The following is a 21,369-nucleotide window of genomic DNA, read 5'->3' on the forward strand; positions in this document are numbered from 1 at the left end:
TGTGTCGGTGTTCCTGATGTACCCCTTGGGTCAATCGGGCTGGTTCTTCGCACCCAGCTTTGGAGTGGCATCGATCTTCCGGTTCCTGCTGTTCCTGCAAGGGTTCCACAACTGGACGCTGAATCCGTTCCACATGATGGGTGTCGCCGGGATTCTGGGCGGTGCGTTGCTGTGTGCCATTCACGGTGCAACGGTAGAGAACACCCTGTTCCAAGACGGTGAAAAGGCGAACACCTTTGGCGCATTTGAGCCGACCCAAGCCGAAGAAACCTACTCGATGGTGACGGCGAACCGATTCTGGTCGCAAATCTTCGGGATTGCGTTCTCGAACAAGCGTTGGCTGCACTTCTTCATGCTGTTCGTGCCCGTGATGGGATTGTGGACCAGCTCGATCGGGATTGTGGGATTGGGCTTGAACCTGCGAGCTTACGACTTTGTGTCGCAAGAGCTGCGGGCGGCTGAGGACCCCGAATTCGAAACGTTCTACACGAAGAACATCCTGTTGAACGAAGGCATCCGCGCTTGGATGGCTCCGCAAGACCAACCCCACGAAAACTTCATCTTCCCCGAAGAAGTGCTGCCTCGCGGTAACGCACTGTAAGGGCTGAGCGAAGTCTGAATTGAATCAAAGCGATCGCGCGTTTTCTCGTCAAACCGTTGCGATCGCCTATTGCTCAAATTAACCAGAGACAGATCATGAATGGAGGGTGCGATCGACGCGATCGCGCCCTTTTTTTGGTCTCCTGCGGAACTTGTGGGACTTGTGGGCACGATGATCGGCCCGATCGGGGCTGGGGTTTTTGGCCATTCCCAAAAAGTTGTGTTAGTCTATCCATAGTCATAATGATTATGACTTAGAGAGAAATTCACGCCGCCGCCACCTCGCCAGCCTCCCGCACGGGGGCTGACCGGGATGGTGCAACCACAACTAACCCCACCCGTTTTCTTGCGTCTTATGGATCTTTCAAACTCCAACACCGCCAAAAACTTGGCCGATGCCTTCGCTGGCGAATCGATGGCGAATCGGAAATATCTGTTCTTCTCGGAAGTGGTGAAAAAGCTGGGCCTGGGCGACTTGGCCAAGCTGTTTCGGGAAACGGCCAACCAAGAAACGGAACATGCGTTCGCCCACTTTCGGCTGATGCATCCGGAGTTGGTGGTGGACGATCCGGCCAGCCTCAGCGACGAACAAAAGAAGGCGATCGCGGCCCGCTGTTTGGAGCTGGCGATCGAGGGTGAAACCTACGAGTATCAGACCATGTACCCCAACTTTGCCGCCGCCGCCCGGGTCGATCGGGATGGGGAAGCGGAGCGGGAATTCCAAGAACAGGCCGATGAGTCGCGGGAACATGCGGGAATTTTCCGCACGGCCGCCCGCAACTTTGGACTGCTGACCGCGATCGAACATCACCACGCCGACCAATACAGCGAAGCCCTGCGCGGGTTGGATGGTGTGGCTCCGGCAAACAAGGCCGCGGGCAGCAAGTGGATTTGTCGCCAGTGCTCCATGATCTATGACCCTGCTGAGGGCGATCCCGACTCGGGCATTGCTCCGGGGACTCCCTTTGAAGCCATTCCTGATGATTGGGAATGCCCAATTTGCGGCGCGAAGAAGGCCCTGTTCGTACCCTATCAAGAGTCGATCGCGGCCTAGGCTGGGCCATTGGTCATTAATTTAGATCTGCTCAGATCTGCAATTTAGATCTCCTCAGATCTGCAATCAGCCCTGAAATCAACTCTGAAATTAGCTCTAGAAAACAAAAAATAGCTGATTTTCAGTAATTGAATAGCACAATCGAGTGCGCCATTCCAGGTTGGTGAATGGCGCATTTTTTTGGTTTTGTGAGAATCAAGTTGGGTTCAACTGAAAGCGATCGCGCGAAAATTTTGCTAAAAAAACAGCCTGGTTGAGAGGAATGGGCTATATGCTATCTGTATATTACAGTATTCCGATCGGGTAACTGTAGTTAAAGACAAGCTGGGAGTCAAAAGAAATGGGAATCGCGGTTGAGCATGTCTCCAAGTACTATGGCGATTTTCGAGCAGTTGATGATGTTTCGCTAGACATTCAATCGGGTTCTTTGGTTGCGTTGTTGGGGCCATCCGGCTCAGGAAAGTCCACACTCCTCAGAATTATTGCGGGGCTGGAATCCACTGATGCGGGGACAATTTCACTGATCGGGCGGGACGCAACCTATCAAAGCGTCCAAGAGCGAAAAATTGGGTTTGTGTTTCAGCACTATGCGCTGTTTAAGCACATGACCGTTCGGCAAAATATTGCTTTTCCGTTGGAGTTGCGCAAAACTCCGCCGGCTGAAATTCAAGAGCGCGTGAATCGATTGTTGGACTTGATCCAACTGGCGGGCTATGGCAATCGCTATCCTGCGCAGTTGTCCGGCGGGCAACGGCAGCGAGTGGCCTTGGCGCGGGCCCTGTCCGTGGAACCCCAAATTTTGCTGCTGGATGAACCGTTCGGTGCTTTGGATGCCAAGGTGCGCAAGGAATTACGAACATGGCTGCATAACCTGCATCGCAATATGAATGTGACCACGGTTTTTGTGACCCACGACCAAGAAGAGGCGATGGAAGTTGCCGATCGAATCGTGGTGATGAACCAAGGCAAAATTGAACAAGTGGGCACGCCTGCGGAAATTTATGACAACCCGGCCTCGCCCTTTGTGATGAGTTTTGTGGGGCCTGTGAATGTGTTGTCTATTTTTCCGGGATCTGTGTCGCGCTGGGCGGGCGATCGGGTGTGGGAAGACAGTGACAATTGGCGACTCTTTTTGCGGCCCCATGATGTGGAAATTGTGACCGATCCTGTGGATGACAAGGCCTTACCCGCGACGGTCGATCGCATCATGCATTTGGGATGGGAAGTGCAGGTGCATTTGAAACTGGAGAATGGCCCATCTTTGACGGCTTCTGTGAACCGAGATCACTATCACCGACTCCACATTGAACGAGAGCAACAGGTCTACGCACGGCCCCGATCGGTGCGTGTTTTTCCCTTAGCAACCTAGAGAACCAGCGCTCAAGAGGATTGCTGAATAGGGTGATCCCTAATGGGATTGCTCGTGAAATCCCTGGATATGCCATTTGGGCGGGTGCGCGATAGAGTGCTCCCGCCCAAATGCCAAATTTTCAAATCGAAGTTTTCAAATCGAAGTTTTCAAATACTAAATATTAATTAGAAACTTGCAAGACTCTAATTCTGGGAACTGGCAGAAATAAGATCAGTGCCAGCAAAACCAGTCTTGGGAATTACTGGAAATAAGCACCCGCAAAACTGTAAATGAGTCCTCCAAAAACAATCGAAGTGATTGCAAAATAAAGCCAATCTTGACGACGCAAAAAAGTGAACCAAGACAGAGCAACCCGAATAATGGGTGTTGCAACTAGCAGCATAATGCCCACTTGAATCCAGCCGCGACCATGACCCGAAAGGGCAGATTTCGCAGCACCCCAAGGGGAGCAAAGTTCCCGAGGTTCTCCTACAAAGACACGGAAGCTGGCTGGCTCACCCCCATGGCGAAAGATATAGATGCAGCCGCCTGCAAAGACGATCGAACTCGCAATGATCATTCCCCACCACAATACGTGGCTAACGGCTAACTCAAGGCTGTGATCGGTGCTTTTTCGAGTTTCTAAATCAACTGGCGAAGATTCCAAGGGAGAAATGGGACTATTCGCTGCAGTCATGGCGATCGCCTGATCGGAAGACTTACCCTTCATCATTGATGTCATCTCCATCGTCACTTGGGCTGCTGTGAATTACGAGCGTTAAAATTCTGTTTGGCCTCAACTTTGCAATTGAGCTGATGAGCTGAAAGTGCGTAATTTCTAAGTAATTAATCCGTTATAAATCATTTTGATTGCTAGGAGCACTAACACAATGGAAAAGAGCCAGCGCAACCATTCTGGCTTGGCTCCAATCAGCACTCTTGCACCGACCATGGCTCCCATCAAAACGCCCAACATCACGGGCATTGAGAGGCCGGGATCCACGTAGCCTCGGGATAAATAAACGCCGGCCGACATGGCCGCGGTGACCCCGATCGTGAAGTTGCTGGTGGTGGTGGAAACCTTGAACGGTAAACCCATGACGCGATCCATCGCCAAGACTTTCAAGGAGCCGGAACCGATGCCGAGCAATCCTGAAAGCAGCCCGGCCACGGCCATTAAGCTAAAACCGGTGGGAACCGAACGAACGGTATAGGCGATCGTTCCTTCTCCGTTGGGGGTGGGGTAGCAGTTATCGAGTTGCAAGCGTTCAGCCAAGGAACCTGGCTCGGTTAATTCGGCTTCCTTGGGGGTGGATTGTTGAGCAAAGAAAGCGGAATAAAGCAGAACGGTTCCTAACACAACGGTCAGGGCTTTGACGGGCACAACGGTGGCTAAGGTGGCTCCTACGAAAGATCCAAGGGTCGTTGCCACTTCTAAAAACATCCCGAGACGTAAGTTGGCAAACCCCGATCGAATGTAGGTTGCGGCGGAACCGGCTGAAGTGGCAATGACAGAAATTAAGGAGGCCCCGATCGCGTAGCGAATATCGACCCCAAAAACCGAGGTGAGCAGAGGCACAATCACCACGCCGCCCCCAAGACCGGTCAAGGCCCCTAAGAAGCCGGCCGCGAATGAACCGGCCCAAACTAAGAATGAAAACTCAAAAATATTCACCCCGCCCCATCCTGATGACTAGTAATTAGAGAAAATCCATAGGGAATGGCTGAAAAATAACTGGAGGAATCCGGCTTTTGGTGCTTGGTCACACCAAGGAATTCAGCCATTGTGCTTGGTTGCTGAGTTGAGAAAGTTGGAAGCTAGAAACCAGGTTAATGATGGTATCTGGGCAAGCAAATTTTCAGACTGCTGGTGGATTGTTCACAATCATTTTTCACAGCCACTGTTCGTAGTCATTGTTCGCAGTCAATGATCCAGAATGATTGATCGCTGTTGAGCATTAAGCTGTTGAGCATTAATCACCCTGGATCATGAATCACGACTCAACGACGAGTAAGTAAACTTGAAGGGGTTGATGGTAGCTGAACTGGATCCGTGGGGCTGAAGATCAATCGATTGGCCACTTGTGTGATCAGATAGGCGATCGACCAGCCGCCAATGATGTCACTGGGGAAATGAACCCCGAGATAGAGCCTTGTCCAGGCAATGAGCAGAACAAAGCCACCACCCAGCCCCGCGATCGACCAACGCCAGACCCATCCATAGGGGCGATCGAGCGGCTGTTGGCTGGAATACAAAGCGCCAAGGGCCAAAACCAACGAGAGGCTAGCGGCCGCGTGGGTGCTGGGAAAGGCCCAATCAGCAGGGTAATGGTCTGGGGCCAGCAGCGAGGGCCCAAGGCTGGGCCTCGCTCGGTGCCAAACCACTTTCAGCAGAGTGGCTATGACTGTTGTACCGCCAATCGCACTCATCCAGTAGAACAACTTACGCCATTGCCGTTGGTTCGCTAGGGACAAAAGACCCATGATGAACAGCGGAAACGTTCCCCAGCGAGTTCCCAGCGGTGTGAGCCAAAGGGCGAGGCGATCGAGCCAAGGGGTGGCCTGTTGATGCAATAGTTCTAAAAACTGCACATCCCAGGGTGCTGGTTGCTGGAGATGGCTAACCAGGTATAGCGCACAAAGTCCTTGAATCGTGACCGCCCCACCGATGCCCAGCAGGTTTGGTTGGGATGATGAATGCTTGCCCAAAGTGCTGATCCCCGTGGTGTTTAGCCCATCAGTCATCGGTAGTGAGGGTTGGGGCATCCAGAGGGCGCTGATTAATCACTTTCTGGGACAGGCTGGGCAGCGGCCATTTTGCTTTGCTGGTGTTAACTGCTGCCGTGGGCGCTGTGCTGAGGGTTAATTGGCCCTCGGGATCTTGGCTGATGGTGACGCGCGTGCCGTCAGCAACTTTGAGCGCGGCCAAACCGGTAAATTCCTGATTGGTTCCGTCGGGAAGGGTGGCGATCGCCTTGGTTCCCTTGGGAATCAAAACCCCTTCGCAGTCCCACTCGATCGCGGTGGTTTCCCCATTGGCCAAGAAGTAAAGACCGGCGTTGTAGCGATAGTTGTCCACGTCATCCGGCTCTGGCCCGTAAACTCCAACCACCTGGCCGCTGGTGTTTTCGCATTGGCCCCAGGTCTCGCCGGACTCCAACGCAAAGGTTTGGGCTGTTAGCTGTTCAATTTGCGATTCCAAGGGTTCGGGAATGGCTTCCCCCGCATTCTGCTTTTGCTGACGTTCGGCTGTTAGCTGGTTCAAGGCTTGGCTGGCTGCCAAGTAATCAGAATTTTCACTCAAGGGGCGATCGGCTAAGGCCGGAGGAGCGCAAAGCAAATTAACCACAAAAACCAACAGGCAACCCCCGATCGTCATCCAGCGGCTGAAGGATCCCAAAGCCGCCGTTCTCAGTCCTTGCCCGCTTAGAAAATTCTGGACAATCCCTGGGACAAAACCCTTTAAAAACCCTTGGGCAACGTTCATGCTCTTTCCTCTTGATGACTGATTAATGACTGAAAATTCTGCAAATTTCGCAATGCTCTACGTTTCAAACCGATCCCAACTATGGTGGGTGGCTGAACATTAATGCTTGTAAAAAACTGCCCATGATTTCTTGCTTTGGTTTCCCAATTTAGGAAAAATTAAACAATCTGAAAAAGTTCAAAGAACACAAAAAAGCAAAAACTGCTAGCATGGGCCTTGATGAAAAAGGCTTTTCATTTGATGCCTAAAACTCTGTTTTGTTGCTGCAAAATCTTGCAATCATTCAAACCGAATTGCCTGGTTTAAGATCACCGCATGGTGGCAGTTAGTAATCTCCACACCAATGCATTGGCTTCAATGCATTCTCGAACAATGAAATGAGGTGGAAGTTTGAGAAAGATTGCTATTTCGAGTTGCTTTGATTGGTTTAATTCAAGAGTGAGCAATTTAATGAGCAATTTTGCTTGTTGAACCCTTGAAAAACCTGAATTGAAGCAACTAAATCAACGATCTAGATATAGCCTTTGGTGACTCAAAAAGTCTAACAAAGTCCCCTGGTTTTGCCAAGATCTTGAGCTTAAGGAAGCATGAAGGAAAATAGCAGTTGTGGAAGGTTGCTCTCCCAGAAAATTCCTATTCCCAGAGCAATGAAAATCCAAGGAACAAATTGATGACCAAATCGGCTAATCCATTGGGTGATCATGTGATAGCGACTGAACCGGCGTGTTAGCCAACAAAGCAATCCTACGCCTGCAAAGAAAACCCAAAGGATAATGCTGAGTTCCACCCAGTTGCAGGAGGCAAACAGAGGAATGTAAATTCCAATGTTGTCAGCACCGCAGGCAAGCGTAATCATTGTCACTTGGATGACTTGAGGGGATAGCCAAGGCAGCCATTGACGTAGTTTCTTGACTCGATGTCGAAACGCTAAATTGGGCGATCGCTCGGTTAACGCTTGATGCTCAGATCCGAACGAATCTAGTTCAGGAGCGGAGGATTCTGATTCCTGAGATTGAGAAGCGTGCAGTTGCGAAATGCCGATCCCGATCGGGAGAAAGCCCAATAGCCCAATGGACCAGGAAGGGAGCAGTAATCCTCCCCAAAACCCCACCAAGCTGGCTAACACAATCAGACCAAACCCCAGATAGCGCCCGATCAGGATTTGTCGATCGCGGAAGAGCCGATCGGGGCGACCAAACAACACCATCAGCACAACCACATCATCGATATTTGTGGCAATGAAGGAACTGGTTCCCGCCACAAAAGCACTAATCGCTAGCTCAGCCAAGGGGCGCTGATCAATCATGGTGCTCGGACATGATGTTTAGGGCAAAAAGCATTGTAAGAGTCGTAAGAATCGTCGCGATCGTCTCAAGAATCACCCTTTTCAGGAACTTCACTCAGTTGCTGGGGTCGCCAAGTTAAAGCCACCAAACAAGTGCAGCTAGCAGCCAACAAACCCGGACTCATGGCTCCACTATCAAGGATGATATAAATCCCGAGCGCGATGAGTACTAGAGGAACCATGGTTTGACCCCGATGGGCTAACCAATCTGCAATTTGGGCTTGATGGGTGAGTCGATGAGCAATGTAACACCAAACAGGAACCAAAACTAGGAAAACTAGAATGGTTAGAATTAGCTCTGGCACTGAGCTATGGGAAAACAAGGGCGTGTAAATGCCCACATTGTCGCTCCCGTTGGCGATCGTGATGGCTGCGACGCTGAGACTTTGGGGCCCCACTAAATTCATCCAATGGGGTGATGTTCCATTGCCGTCAATGGCTAGGTTTAGTTCTTCATCGGTGGCATCTTCACCCCGGTCAAACAATCTGCCCAGTCCCATGCCGATCGGGATTAGACCCAGCAAACCTAGCCAATGGTTGGGCAAAACCATGCCCCCAAAGAAACCCAACAAACTTGCGCCTACCAGAGCTGAAAACCCTAGATATTGCCCAGCGACCACGTGGTAATGACGAAAATTGGCATTGACCTGAGAAAAAAGCAACATCAGGATTGCAATATCGTCAATGTTTGTGGCTGCAAAGGCAGCAACACTCGTGGGGATTACGGTCAGTAAGTTGTCCATAGGAAAGGGTTGCAGAAGAAGGGACTAGAAGCGAAGTGGAGCCGATCAAGATTGAACCAAGCAATCGATTAGCAGTCAGCATCTTCGGACTCTTCAAACCGGACATAGATCGCTTCGATCGAGTGCTGCATTCGCCGAATCATTTTGGGAGAGCGCGATCGCTGCCAGAAAAACCAGCCACAACCCAAACCTAGGTAAAGCAGAAAGAGCTTGGGAAATGCATCGTAAGGCGCTTCCGGCACGGGAAACCAAGTACTTCCAGGAATTCCGACCATGCCCAAAATTGGCAACATCATGAAACCAGCGCCCAGCAGACCAATGACCCCATCAATGGGTTTTAATTTGCCAATTCGATAGAGATAAACCGGCGCGGCGATCGATACCAAAATGTAGGTCACCAAAAATCCATAGGTACACATCGTGCCCAAATACGCCATGGATTCGAAGGCCTTAAGACCAAAAATGGTCATTGAAGCAGGCACTAAAAAGAGTAGAACGGAGATGAAAGAAACAGCAATATGGGGCGTGCTATTGGTGTCGTGGGCTTCACCAAAAGCCGAGTGAAAGAGACCATGCCGCGCCATGGTGAAAAAGATGCGAGCAGCAGGATTAATGCTGCCTAAAACACAAGCGAAAAAGCTAGCCAACGCACAAATCCCGATCGCTTGGCCCAGGAATCCAACACCAGCCCAGGTAGCTAAGAAACTGAGAGGCTCTTCATGACCTGCCAAATTTCCTCCGGCATGATTGAACCCCACCACACCGATATAGGCCATAACCAAGAAAAACAACCCCGAAAGCACTGTGCTGCCTAGGACAGCCTTCGGAATACTGGATAGGGGTTTTTGCGCTTCATCCCCAAGAGTGGTGGCACTTTCAAAACCAGAAAAGCCAAAAACCACTAACACTAATCCCATGGCAACACCGCTGGGGGTTGCACCAGCTAAGGTCAACTGTAGTGGATCAAGGGCAAAGCCTGTTTTAGCCCAAACAATTCCCCCCAAGAGCAAAATGAACAGAACAGAAATGCCTTCCAAAATCAACAATGTTCTTGCTGATAATTCGATATCTCGGTAGGCGGCATACCAAGCAACCACGGTTCCTAATGCCAGCAGGGTGATGATGTGGGTGTGAATGCCCAAACTGCCTAAAAAGATTTGACCAAAATTGGCAAAGCCACAAAGAACCGCCATCCCCGTGAGCAAATAGCCCAGCAGAAGACCCCAACCACAGATAACACCGGCTGTGGGGCCAAGACCTTTGGAAATGTAGGTGTAGAGCGATCCGGGAGAGGCGGAACGACGGGCAAATTGATTGATGTTGATACTGACAAAAATCAGCCCGATCGTTCCCAACAAAAAGCTAAGACAAGTGCCATTTCCCGCCAGGGCAAAGACTAACCCTAAGTTAGCGGCAGGGGTTGTGATCGGAGCAATTACCGCGATGGATTGGCCAAGAACTTCACCAAAGGGTAAACATTCTGCCTTGAGACCGTGAACACTACGGTTCACTGCAAGTTCTGTAGTCATGCGATCCCTCAATGAGACCAGAATACTGAGTGATGAACTGATCTGAAGCCTGAAAGTTATCTGAAGTAAAAGGGATAACTCTCTATGATTGGTGACTAGGCATTCATGACCCGTTCAGTCTGTGAATTCTGTTGCTGTTCGTGTTGCATATCGATGTTGCTTTGACAAGTATTTTGGAGCACATCGATCAAATTAACTACAGATTAAGGAGTTGGCTGAGTTTAAGCAAATACTGTTTTTTCTCAAAACCATCAATAAAATTGATGAGAACCTCAACAAGCTCGAAATCTTGGTTGAAAGAAGCTAAAAATTCTCGCGATGAACGGAAATTTTGAAAATAGATCGAGATTTTAATTGAAATTTTAAGTTTGGTGAAATGTCTGGAATAACTCTTGATCGGTTGCAAATTTTCTTGGCGGTTGCGGAATATTTACACTTCACGCGAGCCGCAGAGTCCCTTTATCTAACGCAGCCTGCGGTGAGCGCTGCAATTCAGTCCCTAGAAGACAGTTATGGTCTGCGTCTGTTTCATCGCATTGGGCGGCGCGTAGAACTGACGGATGCTGGGCGATTGTTGCAAGCAGAAGCTAGGGATATTCTCGATCGGGTGGCTTTGACAGAACGAGGCTTGCGTGAACTCAATGAAATGCAGCGAGGAGAATTGCATTTGGGGTCTAGCCTCACGATCGGGAATTATTGGCTACCGCGCAAAATTGGAGAATTTAAGCGTCGTCATCCGGGCATTGTGGTGAATTGCACCCTCGCTAATACTGAGGAAATTTGCACAGGAACGGCGACGGGCGCGTTTGATTTGGGATTAATTGAAGGGGAAGTGTTGCCCTCAACCCAACGGCACTTAGAAAAGGCCATTGTTGGGGGCGATCGCCTAGTGATTGTGGTGGGCCCTTCGCACCCTTGGTTTGAGCTGCCATTTGTGGAAACCCATCAATTGCCAGAAACGGCTTGGTTAATGCGCGAACCAGGATCGGGCACTCAACAGCGATTTGAAGAAGCCTTATTGAGTTGGCAGGTGGATCCTTCAAGTTTGCCGATCGCCCTGGTGCTAACCACCGGAGAAATGGTGAAAGTTCTGGTGGAGGAAGGTGTGGGAGCGGCAGCCATTTCAGAACTGATCGTTGAAAAAGAGTTGCAGCTGCGGACAATGCGTGCGGTTCCGATTATTGACCCTGAGCAGTCATCGGTTTTGGAAATTCGTCGCCCCTTTTTGAAGTTGCGTCATCGACAGCGCTTTCAGACCAAAATTTCTCGGGTTTTTGAGCAATTACTAGTCAGTTATTAGTTAGGAATAGACCATTGATCAGCCAATGATGCGTCACTGCTGAGCCAGTGCTGAGCCAGTCGTGCGCCAATGATGGGCGAGACCCGTTGGGTAATTTCCAGATAAAGTACGGTTTTTTGATCGGGATATAGTATTTTAGGTCAAAAGCAACTGCAAAATGCCATTTGCAACTGCGCTAAACCTGGAATTGCTAACCCAATGAGCGCTGTCAATCCCCAACTTCGCCCCCTAGAACTTAAAGAATTGTCCCAGGAATCTTCCGTGGTGCCTCTCCATAGCCAAGCTCAGTACCCCACGACCTTGGCCCTCAGTGACATACAGCTTCCAAGCAGTCAGCCAAGACGGTACTTTGACCCGATCGCCCTCCATAGCCTTGCTCAATCGATCGCCCAATATGGAATTTTGGAGCCGCTGTTAGTTCGTCCCATTGATGAGCGGCGCTATGAATTAGTGGCTGGTGAGCGACGATATCGCGCGGCCCAAAAGGTTGGTCTATCGCAAGTACCCGTAGTTATTCGGGCCCTGAGCGATCGGGAAGCCCTGCGAGTTGCCCTTCTGGAAAATTTGCAGCGCGAAGATCTCAACCCGATCGAGGAAACCGAAAGTATTTTAAAATTGCTGTCCCTGGAGCTTCAACAGCCTGCTGAGTCGATCGTTTTGCTGTTGCACCGCTTGCGAAATCAGGCCAAGGGCAAAAAAACTCATAACGTTATGGGTAATGCAGAACGAGAGACGATTCGCACCATTTTCCAGTCGATCGGAACCATGACTTGGGAGTCCTTTGTCAGCAATCGGCTGCCCCTGCTGAAGCTGCCAGAAGCCATTCTCAATGCGTTGCGCCAAGGTCAGTTGTCCTACACCAAAGCGCTGGCCATTTCCAGAGTTCGGCAACCCAATCAACAAAATCATCTATTACAAGAAGCAATTTCACGAGATTTATCACTCTCCGAAATTCGTAAACAGGTAGCCAGCCTCAACAGTCCTGAAACAACTTCCAACTTACCCAGCTCTCTGCGAGATCGTTGGAGTTATACCTATCGTCGGTTGCAGCAGTCGGGAGTTTTGAACGATCCCCTAAAACGGCAAAGGGTAGAATCCTTGATGGCTGAATTAATCACCATTGCAGAGTTAGATGAGTCCCAAGAGATTGAGTGATAGTTTACCGACAAACCGTTTTTTTGTCCATAAACTACGGTTTGTCGGTCGATTTAGTCAAGATTAATGAATGAACTATCTAAAATCCTGTTTAAGGTGCTTTGATCTGATCTCTGAATAATTTTCTGGGTGCAGTTAGGTGCTCTACTAAATGATTGGATGCTTGAAAAAAATTCTGCCTTGTAATGATCATGAAATTTTTAGTTGTTGTTCTCAAGAACCTTATAAATTTCATGACAATTAAATCTCTTCGCTTCTAGCGGTTTTTCTTAAAACCGTAGCTAACAATGTCTATTGCGCTTACTCTTGGTGTTTTGGCGATCACATTCTTCCTATTCATTGTGGAATGGTTACCCGTTGATATCACAGCAATTGGAATTGCTGTTTTGCTAATTCTCCTAGGACTCATCACTCCCGAAGAGGGAATCGCTGGATTTAGTAATTCAGCAACGATCACGGTTATGGCAATGTTTGTGCTGAGTGCCGCGATCGAACGTACAGGTGCGATTCAAGTGGTCAGTGAATTTCTGCAACAAAAAGGCGGCAAGAATCCAACTCGTCAAATTTTTGTGCTGGGGTCAATTGTGGGGCCGATCACAGCATTTCTGAACAACACAGCCGTGGTGGCGGTGTTTATTCCGATTGTGGAAAATTGGTGCCGAAAACAGAATATCTCTACCTCAAAGCTATTAATTCCGCTGTCCTATGCCACTGTGCTTGGCGGCACGATTACAGTAATTGGTACTTCAACCAATGTGGTGGCCAGTGGACTTTCTAAGCAACTAGGCTATGGAGAATTTGGCCTGTTTGAGTTTGCACCCATGGGCCTGATCGTCTTTGTGATTGGTCTGTGCTACTTGGCACTGGCGGCTCCCAATCTTCTGCCCGATCGACGGAAGCCCGGTGAAATTTCAACCGTTGAAAACTATGGGCTGCGTGATTATTTCAGCGAAATTATTGTGACCCATCAGTCCTCTTTGATTGGGAAATCGCTGCCAGCCAGTGACTTTCATCATCGATATGATCTTGATGTTTTGGAAGTGATTCGCGATGGCATTACCTATAGACCTGTAAGCCACGATTGGCTGTTAATGGCAGGGGATATTTTGCTGGTTCGCTGCAACCGCGATCGCCTGCTGACCCTGAAGGATGAACGGGGGCTGGAAATCCTACCCGATGCCAAATTTTCCCTCGAATCTAACGAGCGATCGATTGCGGAAGCCTTAATTATTTCGAACTCTAGCCTCATCGGTTCTAGCTTACAAGAACTGCGATTTCGGCAACGATATAACTCCACGGTTTTAGCCATTCGTCGTGGACAAGATTGCTTGTGCGAACGGTTGCGGGATGTTCGTTTGCGATTTGGTGATGTTCTATTGGTGCAAGGGCCACATGACAGTTTGCGCGGCCTGCAATCCAGCCCTGAATTATTAGTAGTAGAACCGCGAGAACTGGAACCCTTAAAGCGGGATAAGGCTGGTTTAGCCCTGGCGATCGCCCTAGGAACCGTGCTGGCTGCTGCCACGGAAACGGTTCCCATTTTGGTTAGCGCTCTGGCGGGTGTTGTCTTGGTAATTGCCACGGGAATTTTGCGGCCTCGAGAAATTTACCGAGTCATTCGCTGGGATATTATCTTTCTCCTGGCGGGTCTGATGCCCCTAGGAACCGCTATGGAAAAATCAGGAGCTACTGACTGGTTAGCATCACAATTAACGCAAGTGGGAGGGCACCTTTCGGGGTTTTGGCTGTTAGTTTTGTTCTATGGCGTAACAACCCTCTTCACTGAAGCCCTGTCTAATAATGCGGCGGTTTTATTAATGTTGCCCATTGCGGTGAAGGTTGCAGAAACTCTGGAATTCTACACTTTGCCGTTCATGCTGGTGGTGATGTTTGCGGCTTCAAATAGCTACCTAACCCCGATCGGTTATCAAACTAATACAATGGTTTATGGGCCAGGAGGCTACAAATTCTTAGACTTCACCAGGGTGGGAATTCCATTGAATTTAATTCTGACCTTCCTTGTGCCGCTAATGTCAATTTGGTTTTATGGGCTAAACTTAAGTCATTAAAAAATGACTTTGATTCTTGCTGAAACAATGACTTTGGTTAACTCTCAACCAAGCAATGCCAAGTTATTGTGTCTCTCTACCGCAATCCTTTGATCACAACTATGGAATCTATGACTTCCCAACCCTCACCCACCCATCCGTTGCCCATTGATGAATCCCTTAACACAGCCATGAACACCGCCAATGCAACTAATGGGGCAACCTATCAAGATGCCCAAGTGGTTGCTCAGTTTCAGCAAGAAATTACAGCGGCAGAATCCCAAATGCTGGGATTCAAACTCCTGAAAAAATTGAAAGGTGGGCTGCTGGTTGTTGTGGGCTATCTACTCTCGCCACTGTGCTGGTGGAATGATTTGATTTTTAATCTGCCGATCGCCTATGGCTTTGGTGCGCTCTGCAATTGGCTAATTCCGCACAGTTTTTTCGGGGGTGCAATTGTGGGCTATTGGCTCTCGAATGTGGTGGGAATTCTGATGATGCAATTTGGGGCGACGGAAATGGTTCAAAAGGAGGATCAAAATAAAAGTTTTCGGAAAACGCTGGTCACAGGATTGCTGTCTTCCACGGCCTATACAATTTTGGTGGTGGCCTTGGTGCAGTTCGGAATCCTAACCTTGCCGGATGGTTTGAGCTTTCAAGAGTAGCAATCCCTTTCCTAGCGCTTTGGGGTGGAATTTGCGGCCTTGGGCGGAGATTCTAGGTTAAAGAGCTTTAATCCTTCGCTACCAATGATGGTTGGTAATTGACCATTCCACCGCTCGATCGCCTGGCGTTGAATTAACTCTGGGGTCAGGTGTTCTTTGAGGAGTCGTTGTGCTTCGGCCTCACCCCTGGCCCAATTAACCCTTGCTTCCGCTTCTCGGGCGGCTTTCAGGGTCAAAAACTCCGCTCGCTTGGCTTCCTGTTCCGCAATTTGCTTGGCTTCGACAGCTTCACTGAAGCGATCGGAAAAATTGACATGAACCAGCGAAATATCATCAACAAAAATATGATATCCCCGTAACCGATTGCTCAGCAGTTGGTCTACGGCTCCCTTCACTTCTTCCCGGCGGGTGATAATTTCTTCCGCCGTGTACTTGGCCATGACGGCTTTTAAAACTTCCTCAACGGCGGGATCAATGGCTCGATCGACCACAGCCAGTTCATCCCCGAGCTGTTGGAACGCTAAATTAACTTCATCGGGAACCAAATGCCAATTCAAGACCACATCGGTTTCAATTTCTTGTAAATCTTTAGAAGAGGCTTCGGCTGAAATTTCACGCTTTTGAACGCGAACAGTTAATTTTTTAACGGCTTCCGCGATCGGGATGATCGGATGTAAGCCTTCATTGAGAATTTGAGGCTGCACCTGACCAAAACGGAGCACCACGCCCCGCTCCCCAGCCGAGATAATGACCAGCGGTTGCAGGATAATCAGGGTCAACAAAAGAGCCGCAAATAGTCGAATAATTTTTAGTTGAGAGATATGTTTTAGGGAACTAATGAAAATCATTAAGGGTTGCTAAAATGGGCGCTTCCAAAAGATTTCTCTATTCTAACGTTGATCTTGAAACTCTTTGAGCTGAAAAATTGTACTAAATCGCTTTTTGAGGGGTAACTGAGGGAATGATTTGCGGATTGATTTACAGGATTACTACCGAAATAATGGGAGTAATTGAGGGCTAAATGCCGTGACTTTTGCCAATGACCCAATGGCGACGAAAAAAACGCGCCAAACTCGATTCATCGAGGGGTAAATAAATCGGTCGCCCATGGGGACAGGTGCGAGGATTGTGGGTGCGTTGCCATCGATCGAGCAAATCTTGCATTTCCACAAGCGTCAGGGGCGTGCCGTTGCGAATGGCGGTGCGGCAGGCGACGGCCACTTGGGCTGCTTCCAGGTTGTTGCTGTGGGCCAGCTCCCCCAAGGCGGCGGCCAAGTCAGGGCGATCGAGTAAGGGATCCGGAGCACTGCGCACAATCCAGCAGCGATCGCCAAAGGGTTCAATTTCAATCCCCAAGCTTACCAGCCCCTCCCGTTCCGCCTCGCTCAGCTCACTCAGGACGATCGGTTGCTTCAGGGCGGAAATTTGCCAACGATCGCGCAAATATTCAAACAAAACCCGCTCATGGGCAATGTGCTGCTCCACCAGCCATAGACCGCCGGTATGCTCCGCCACAATGTAAGTGTTGTGAACCTGGGCGATCGCCCGCAGTTGTCCCCCCAAGGGATCGTCAAGTGGTTCGGGCGATCGGGGCTGCCCCAGGGCTTGGGGATCATCCGGAGAGGCGTTGGGATCGGCGGCGGTGCGCACACGATAGGTCGATCGCCCTTCGGCGGCCCGAATGAGCTGGGCCGTTCGCCCGATCGCGTAGGTGTTGGTTTGGGGTTCGTCGATCGCCTCGCGAAAGGAAAGGGCCTGTTGGAGCGCCGCCTGTACCTGGGCTTGCCAATGGTCGATCGACTGGAGATAAAGCTTGTGTTTGTCGGGGGTGCGGTTCCAGTCAATGCATTGGGGCGGCAACCGGAGATGCACCAGGGCGATCGGGTGGCGGCCGCGCGGCAGGGTGCGCCCCAAGGTTGCAAAAATCGTGCTTTCCAGTTCTGGCACTTCCGCCATTCGCCCGTTCACGGCAATCCGCACCCAGTCAGGGCGGGCCCGATGGACGCGATCGGGCAGACCCAAGGTGACGGTGATTTGGGCGGCTCCTTCCTGGTCGCTGGGCAAGGCGGCCACCCACTGCACTTCCCGCAAATCTGCCGATCGCACCGGTTTCAAGATTTGGGGCAACAGGTGACGGGCAGAATCTCCCGGCGACAGGGCAAACCAGAGCCGATCGTTGCGATAGACCGTCCAGGCCACGGCGGGATGGCAAAGGGCTGCTTGCTGAATCACCTGCTGGATCGATCGCAACTGTTGAGCCAAAGACGGCAAACTATCGCGCCGTGACGGCCAAGCCTCGAACAAATCCTCTACCAAGACAATGGTTCCCGGCGCGATCGGGACCGCTTCACAGCTCACAGCCTGGCCCGTGGCATCATAAACCGCTCGCCAACCCTCCCCGCCAACCGGCCGGCTGCTGAGGCTCAGGCGGCTCAGTTGGGCCAAGCTGTGCAATGCTTCTCCCCGAAATCCCAGGCTGCGGATGTTGAACAAATCGGGGCGATCGTGAATTTTGCTGGTGCTGTGGGGAGCGGCCGCCCGCAACAGATCCGCTCGGCTCATGCCGCAGCCGTTGTCTGTGAGCCGAATTTGGCCCCGATCGAGCCAGAGGGACAGGGCCAACCGCGTGGCTCCCGCATCGATCGCGTTGTCCACCAACTCGCGCACCACTGCCGCCGGAGAGTCGATCACCTCCCCCGCCGCAATTAAATTCACCACCTCGATCGGCAGCGGTTGAATGGATCTCATTCTTTTCTCAGTTGCCAGACGACGGTGATGGCTCCTCCCGGAATCGAGAGATTGTGAAAAATCGGCTGAAAGCTAAAGCACTAGGGGTCTTGGGGGCAAGGGACTTAGGGTCTGTCGTCAAATCGCCTGAAACCCCGATCTTGCCGTTAGCGGATCGTGGGGGCAAGGGGCTTAAGCCCCCTGTCTTTGTCGGTTGATGAGACCCGCAAGGTAGCCGTTTTGGCTTTTCAAACATCCCCTAAGAGGGCTTTTTCTCGCTTTGGAAACGGAGCCATTCAGCCGCAAAGGCGATCGCACCGGAACCCAACAGCAACAGCACACTCAAAGCATTCACATCCGGCTTAACCCCAGTGCGAATCCGGCTGAAAATTTCCATTGGGAGTGTTGTTGCACCGCCACCGGCCGTGAAACTGGCAATCAAAAAGTCGTCCAAGCTGAGGACAAAGGCCAACAAACAGCCCGACATGATTCCCGGCACCAGTTGCGGCAACAACACCTGAAAGAAGGATTGAACCGGCGTTGCGCCCAAATCTTGGGCCGCTTCTTCCAAATAGGGATTGAGATCCGCCAAGCGAGTGGAAACCGCCAGGGCAATATAGGCCAAGCAAAAGACAATATGAGCCGCCACGATCGTCCAAAAGCTGAGGGGAATCGTCAGCGCCGCCAAGAACACCAACGTGGCCACCGCGATCGCAATATCCGGCACGATCAAGGGCAAATAGGACATGCCTAGATATAGCCCCTTGCCCCAAAATCGATAGCGGGCCAGGCCAACGGCCATCGTGGTTCCCAACACAGCCGACACCAAAACAGCCCCCAAACCCACCGCAAGACTGGTTTGCAAGGCTCCCAAAATTCGCCCATCCCGCAGCAGCTTGGCATACCACTCCAGGGTGAACCCTGTCCAACCGGCGCTGTAGGGCGACTGATTAAAGCTATAGACCGTCAGTACCAGAATCGGCAGGTACATCAGGAAGAACATGACCGAGGTAAATGCGCCCTGCCAGGTCAGGCGAGGCTTACGCGATCGAGCCATAGCGTCTGCGAGGGCCTCCTGGGAATCCGTTGAAGCAGGATCGAGATCGAGCATGGGGCGATCGGGAAGAGCAATCAAAGGGAATCAAGCAAAGACAAACGAACCACTGCACCATCATGCATCCCCAAACACCCTAGGCAGCGGGGCGGCCATCACTGTAGCGAATGAGCAACGCAATCCCCAAGCTGACAGCCAGGATCATCAGCATACTCAAAGCTGAACCAAAGCCCCAATTTTGGGTCGCACCCAGAAACTGGTTATAGATTAGCCGGGAAGCCGTCATGCTGGAGGCCCCGCCGAGCAATTCCGGGTTCACAAAGTCGCCCAAACTGGTGATCAGCACCAGCAACGAACCGGCGGCAATGCCCTGCAAGCTTTGGGGAACGGTCACTTTCCAGAAGGCCTCGATCGGGGTGGCCCCCAAATCTGCCGCCGCTTCTAACAATCGGCGATCGAGCTTTTCCAAAGAGGAGTACAGAATCAGCACCATATAGGGCAAAAAGCTGTAGGCCATCCCCAGGAGCACGGCGGGCGTTTGGTTCAAAATATCCAGACCCGGCAGCCCCACCAACCCCAGCAGGGAGTTCAAAACGCCCGTGGGTCGCAAAATCGTAATCCAAGCGTAGGAACGCAGCAGCGAAGAAGTCCACAGGGGCAGCGTAAAGGCCACCAACAGCAGGTTTTGCCACCGCTTGGGCGACATCAGCGCCAACCAGTAGGCCACCGGAAACCCCAGCAGCAAACAAACCACCGTTGTCCCGATCGCATAGAACAGGGTGCGCCCAATCACTTGAAGATAGATGGGCTGAAACACCGTCAGGTAGTTGTCAATCCCTGAGGGGTTCACCAAATCGCCGGGCTTGATGCCGGGAACCAGGCTGAGTTCAAAAATCACCAGCACCGGCAAAACCAACAGCAGCAACAGCCACAGGCCCGGCGGCCCCAACAGCGCCCAGGGGCCAACCCAACGGCGGGGTTTGGGTGCGGGAGCCTCAACGATCGGGTTAGCGGGGCTAGCGGGGGTCATAGGGCTTGTTAGGACTAATCAGCAAAGACAGTTCAAGGGGTTGGGCAGTTGGCGTGAACAGCTTCAATTAACGTTCAATTAACAGTCATTAAGGCTTGCTCGGCCCTAGCCGCTGGTTAGCTGAGTCCAGTAGCGATCGTAAAGGGAGGTGGCCGCGCCCACGGGAGCAATGCCCTCGCAGCGATCGAGCACCGATTGAGACGGGAACAGGCTGGGATTTTGCACCAAATCCGGTGGCAACTGTTCGATCGCCCGGCGGCTGGCGGTAGCAAACTTCAGGCGTTGGGTCATGCCTGCGGCCACCTCCGGCTGCAGCGTGAAATTCATCCAAGCATAGGCCGCTTCCACATTGGGCGCACTGATCGGGATCGCCATCGTGTCTGTCCAGAGGGAAGAGCCGCTGGCGGGAATCACATAGCCCAACTGGTCGTTTTCCTCGATCGCTTCGATCGCGTCAGAGGAAAAGCCCATGGCGATCGTTAAGTCCCCCGCCAAAATCCGGTCTTTCCAACCATCCGTGGTGAATTGGGCGATCGCCGGTCGCAGTTCCCGCAATGCTTCGTAGGCCTGGCGAATTTGATCAGGATCCTGGGAGTTGTAGGAATGGCCCAACCGGCGCAAGGCCAAGCCCATGGTTTCCCGCTGATCATTAAACAGCGTCACCTGGCGCTGGAGGCGGGCCCGGTTAGCCCACAAAAATTCCCAATCCGTTGGCGGGCGATCGACCCGTTGCCGGTTGTAAATCAAGCCCGTTGTGCCCCAAGCAGCCGGGACGCTGTGGCCATTTTTGGGGTCATAGCTGGGATTTTGGTAGGTTTCCAACAAATCCTGCAACCCCAGCAGTCGATCGTGATCCAACTCCCGCAGCAGATTGCGCTCTCGCATCTGCCGCACCATGTAATCGGAGGGATAGATAATGCTGTATTGACTGCCGCCGCCCGCTTGCAGCTTGGCCAACATCACCTCATTGGAATCAAAAATATCCACCACCACCGACAGGCCCGTTTCCTTTTGGAACCGAGCGATCAGTAGCTCATCGGTGTAGCCAGCCCAGGTGTAGATATAAAGCTTGGAAGGATCCCCGACTGCGCCCGGCGATGGCCGCACCTGGGCCAAACGCCAGCCACAGCCCGTCATGGCCAGGCCAGCGGCCGCTACCGAAGTGCGGCGCAAGAAGTCACGACGGGAGAGGGCACGACGAGAAGGGGCAACGGAAGCCATGAATGATCAAAGCAAGGTTGGGTAGAGCGCTGGCTGGGCCATGCTTTGGGAACCAGGACT

General features: G+C 51.5%; 19 protein-coding genes and 1 pseudogene. 8 read left to right on the forward strand and 12 right to left on the reverse strand.

Going from position 1 to position 21,369, the window contains the following annotated elements:
• The 4 genes and pseudogenes from AMR42_RS15335 to AMR42_RS15345 all read left to right on the forward strand — a co-directional run.
• Positions 1-601 (forward strand): annotated as a pseudogene (locus AMR42_RS15335) (photosystem II D2 protein (photosystem q(a) protein)); the annotation flags it as partial.
• A 99-nt stretch (positions 602-700) separates the two neighbouring features.
• Positions 701-838 (forward strand): hypothetical protein, encoded by a 138-nt coding sequence (locus AMR42_RS20635; RefSeq protein ID WP_158234509.1) that lies wholly within the window; start codon positions 701-703, stop codon positions 836-838.
• A 117-nt stretch (positions 839-955) separates the two neighbouring features.
• The gene (locus tag AMR42_RS21660; RefSeq protein WP_099534533.1) at positions 956-1,654 is read left to right on the forward strand and encodes a rubrerythrin family protein; all 699 of its coding nucleotides are present in this window, start codon (positions 956-958) and stop codon (positions 1,652-1,654) included.
• A 340-nt stretch (positions 1,655-1,994) separates the two neighbouring features.
• Positions 1,995-3,023 (forward strand): sulfate/molybdate ABC transporter ATP-binding protein, encoded by a 1,029-nt coding sequence (locus AMR42_RS15345; protein WP_099534534.1) that lies wholly within the window; start codon positions 1,995-1,997, stop codon positions 3,021-3,023.
• A 241-nt stretch (positions 3,024-3,264) separates the two neighbouring features.
• Here AMR42_RS15345 and AMR42_RS15350 read toward each other — a convergent pair whose 3' ends face one another.
• The 7 genes from AMR42_RS15350 to AMR42_RS15380 form a co-directional block, all read right to left on the reverse strand.
• The gene (locus AMR42_RS15350) at positions 3,265-3,753 is read right to left on the reverse strand and encodes a DUF1634 domain-containing protein (RefSeq protein ID WP_234407039.1); all 489 of its coding nucleotides are present in this window, start codon (positions 3,751-3,753) and stop codon (positions 3,265-3,267) included.
• Between the two features lie 90 nt (positions 3,754-3,843).
• Positions 3,844-4,680, reverse strand: a complete 837-nt coding sequence (locus AMR42_RS15355; RefSeq protein ID WP_099534536.1) for a sulfite exporter TauE/SafE family protein — start codon at positions 4,678-4,680, stop codon at positions 3,844-3,846.
• A gap of 326 nt (positions 4,681-5,006) precedes the next feature.
• Entirely contained in the window at positions 5,007-5,750 is a 744-nt protein-coding gene (locus AMR42_RS15360) for a phosphatase PAP2 family protein (protein ID WP_158234510.1), read from the reverse strand.
• A complete protein-coding gene (locus AMR42_RS15365; protein WP_099534538.1) occupies positions 5,743-6,492 on the reverse strand; it encodes a hypothetical protein in 750 nt (249 codons plus the stop codon). The genes AMR42_RS15360 and AMR42_RS15365 overlap by 8 nt, the downstream gene beginning before the upstream one ends.
• 577 nt (positions 6,493-7,069) lie before the next feature.
• Complete coding sequence (locus AMR42_RS15370) at positions 7,070-7,798, reverse strand: cadmium resistance transporter (protein WP_099534539.1); 729 nt, start codon at positions 7,796-7,798, stop codon at positions 7,070-7,072.
• Between the two features lie 65 nt (positions 7,799-7,863).
• Positions 7,864-8,580, reverse strand: coding sequence for a cadmium resistance transporter (locus tag AMR42_RS15375; protein ID WP_099534540.1), 717 nt, complete (start codon positions 8,578-8,580; stop codon positions 7,864-7,866).
• Positions 8,581-8,648: 68 nt separating this feature from the next.
• Positions 8,649-10,109, reverse strand: coding sequence for an APC family permease (locus AMR42_RS15380; protein WP_099534541.1), 1,461 nt, complete (start codon positions 10,107-10,109; stop codon positions 8,649-8,651).
• A gap of 376 nt (positions 10,110-10,485) precedes the next feature.
• Here AMR42_RS15380 and AMR42_RS15385 point away from each other — a divergent pair, with 376 nt between their 5' ends.
• From AMR42_RS15385 to AMR42_RS15400, 4 genes are all read left to right on the forward strand, one after another.
• On the forward strand, positions 10,486-11,409 hold the full coding sequence (locus AMR42_RS15385) for a LysR substrate-binding domain-containing protein (RefSeq protein ID WP_099534542.1): 924 nt from the start codon (positions 10,486-10,488) through the stop codon (positions 11,407-11,409).
• Between the two features lie 198 nt (positions 11,410-11,607).
• Positions 11,608-12,564 carry a ParB/RepB/Spo0J family partition protein gene (locus AMR42_RS15390; protein ID WP_099534543.1) on the forward strand — a complete coding sequence of 319 codons (957 nt, stop codon included), beginning with the start codon at positions 11,608-11,610 and terminating at the stop codon, positions 12,562-12,564.
• Positions 12,565-12,851: 287 nt separating this feature from the next.
• Entirely contained in the window at positions 12,852-14,633 is a 1,782-nt protein-coding gene (locus tag AMR42_RS15395) for an SLC13 family permease (RefSeq protein WP_099534544.1), read from the forward strand.
• Positions 14,634-14,743: 110 nt separating this feature from the next.
• Positions 14,744-15,277, forward strand: a complete 534-nt coding sequence (locus tag AMR42_RS15400) for a hypothetical protein (RefSeq protein ID WP_234407037.1) — start codon at positions 14,744-14,746, stop codon at positions 15,275-15,277.
• 11 nt (positions 15,278-15,288) lie between these two features.
• Here AMR42_RS15400 and AMR42_RS15405 read toward each other — a convergent pair whose 3' ends face one another.
• The 5 genes from AMR42_RS15405 to AMR42_RS15425 form a co-directional block, all read right to left on the reverse strand.
• Positions 15,289-16,125: a prohibitin family protein gene (locus AMR42_RS15405; RefSeq protein WP_099534545.1), complete on the reverse strand. Its 837-nt coding sequence runs from the start codon at positions 16,123-16,125 to the stop codon at positions 15,289-15,291.
• A 169-nt stretch (positions 16,126-16,294) separates the two neighbouring features.
• Entirely contained in the window at positions 16,295-18,025 is a 1,731-nt protein-coding gene (gene mutL / locus AMR42_RS15410) for a DNA mismatch repair endonuclease MutL (RefSeq protein WP_099534546.1), read from the reverse strand.
• Between the two features lie 238 nt (positions 18,026-18,263).
• On the reverse strand, positions 18,264-19,061 hold the full coding sequence (locus AMR42_RS15415; RefSeq protein WP_234407040.1) for an ABC transporter permease: 798 nt from the start codon (positions 19,059-19,061) through the stop codon (positions 18,264-18,266).
• Between the two features lie 133 nt (positions 19,062-19,194).
• On the reverse strand, positions 19,195-20,088 hold the full coding sequence (locus tag AMR42_RS15420) for an ABC transporter permease (protein WP_099534548.1): 894 nt from the start codon (positions 20,086-20,088) through the stop codon (positions 19,195-19,197).
• Between the two features lie 105 nt (positions 20,089-20,193).
• The gene (locus tag AMR42_RS15425) at positions 20,194-21,309 is read right to left on the reverse strand and encodes a spermidine/putrescine ABC transporter substrate-binding protein (RefSeq protein ID WP_099534549.1); all 1,116 of its coding nucleotides are present in this window, start codon (positions 21,307-21,309) and stop codon (positions 20,194-20,196) included.
• Between the last annotated feature and the right edge of the window lie 60 nt (positions 21,310-21,369).

The organism is Limnothrix sp. PR1529 (assembly GCF_002742025.1).
Taxonomy (GTDB): domain Bacteria; phylum Cyanobacteriota; class Cyanobacteriia; order CACIAM-69d; family CACIAM-69d; genus CACIAM-69d.

Excerpts from the sequence above, each read along its gene's own strand:
- AMR42_RS20635 (WP_158234509.1), top strand. The coding sequence starts at position 701 with ATGGAGGGTGCGATCGACGCGATCGCGCCCTTTTTTTGGTCTCCTGCG.
- AMR42_RS21660 (WP_099534533.1), top strand. The coding sequence starts at position 956 with ATGGATCTTTCAAACTCCAACACCGCCAAAAACTTGGCCGATGCCTTC.
- AMR42_RS15345 (WP_099534534.1), top strand. The coding sequence starts at position 1,995 with ATGGGAATCGCGGTTGAGCATGTCTCCAAGTACTATGGCGATTTTCGA.
- AMR42_RS15350 (WP_234407039.1), bottom strand. The coding sequence starts at position 3,753 with ATGGAGATGACATCAATGATGAAGGGTAAGTCTTCCGATCAGGCGATC.
- AMR42_RS15360 (WP_158234510.1), bottom strand. The coding sequence starts at position 5,750 with ATGACTGATGGGCTAAACACCACGGGGATCAGCACTTTGGGCAAGCAT.
- AMR42_RS15365 (WP_099534538.1), bottom strand. The coding sequence starts at position 6,492 with ATGAACGTTGCCCAAGGGTTTTTAAAGGGTTTTGTCCCAGGGATTGTC.
- AMR42_RS15370 (WP_099534539.1), bottom strand. The coding sequence starts at position 7,798 with ATGATTGATCAGCGCCCCTTGGCTGAGCTAGCGATTAGTGCTTTTGTG.
- AMR42_RS15375 (WP_099534540.1), bottom strand. The coding sequence starts at position 8,580 with ATGGACAACTTACTGACCGTAATCCCCACGAGTGTTGCTGCCTTTGCA.
- AMR42_RS15380 (WP_099534541.1), bottom strand. The coding sequence starts at position 10,109 with ATGACTACAGAACTTGCAGTGAACCGTAGTGTTCACGGTCTCAAGGCA.
- AMR42_RS15385 (WP_099534542.1), top strand. The coding sequence starts at position 10,486 with ATGTCTGGAATAACTCTTGATCGGTTGCAAATTTTCTTGGCGGTTGCG.
- AMR42_RS15390 (WP_099534543.1), top strand. The coding sequence starts at position 11,608 with ATGAGCGCTGTCAATCCCCAACTTCGCCCCCTAGAACTTAAAGAATTG.
- AMR42_RS15395 (WP_099534544.1), top strand. The coding sequence starts at position 12,852 with ATGTCTATTGCGCTTACTCTTGGTGTTTTGGCGATCACATTCTTCCTA.
- AMR42_RS15400 (WP_234407037.1), top strand. The coding sequence starts at position 14,744 with ATGACTTCCCAACCCTCACCCACCCATCCGTTGCCCATTGATGAATCC.
- AMR42_RS15405 (WP_099534545.1), bottom strand. The coding sequence starts at position 16,125 with ATGATTTTCATTAGTTCCCTAAAACATATCTCTCAACTAAAAATTATT.
- mutL (WP_099534546.1), bottom strand. The coding sequence starts at position 18,025 with ATGAGATCCATTCAACCGCTGCCGATCGAGGTGGTGAATTTAATTGCG.
- AMR42_RS15415 (WP_234407040.1), bottom strand. The coding sequence starts at position 19,061 with ATGGCTCGATCGCGTAAGCCTCGCCTGACCTGGCAGGGCGCATTTACC.
- AMR42_RS15420 (WP_099534548.1), bottom strand. The coding sequence starts at position 20,088 with ATGACCCCCGCTAGCCCCGCTAACCCGATCGTTGAGGCTCCCGCACCC.
- AMR42_RS15425 (WP_099534549.1), bottom strand. The coding sequence starts at position 21,309 with ATGGCTTCCGTTGCCCCTTCTCGTCGTGCCCTCTCCCGTCGTGACTTC.